General features: G+C 41.5%; 1 pseudogene. It reads left to right on the top strand.

Annotated features, from left to right (window positions below):
- A pseudogene (locus JHD67_RS21465) lies at positions 1-446 on the top strand (hypothetical protein); the annotation flags it as partial.

The raw sequence follows: 446 nt of genomic DNA, 5'->3' as shown, positions 1-446 counted from the left end.
TCCGCAATGTTCAAGATTGTTACTTATCAAGGGATTATACTAAATCGATTTTTTTTCCTGTTTTTCGCATATCTTTCTGTCAATTCTATCGTGTTTGCCCAGCAAAAAATGCCGGTTGATTATGTAAACCCGTTCATTGGTGCAAGTACAAATATGAAATCTGCAGGAAATCCAGCGGGGCTTGGAAAAACTTTTCCAGGTGCAACAACGCCATTTGGCATGACTCAGGTTAGTCCAAATACCATAACTGGTGGCGATAATGGTTCAGGATATAGTTATGAACATAAAAGTATAGAAGGCTTTGCGCTGACGCAAATGAGTGGAATTGGCTGGTATGGTGATCTAGGTAATTTTTTAGTAATGCCTACGGCAGGTCAGTTAAAGACTGCCGCAGGCAAGGAAGGTATTTCCGGGGGCTACAGGTCTTATTACGATAAGCGTACCGA

The organism is Dyella sp. ASV21, from assembly GCF_016428975.1.
Classification (GTDB): domain Bacteria; phylum Pseudomonadota; class Gammaproteobacteria; order Xanthomonadales; family Rhodanobacteraceae; genus Dyella.
The sequence above is the reverse complement of the archived record's forward strand: the minus strand, read 5'-3'. Positions and strand labels throughout refer to the sequence as shown.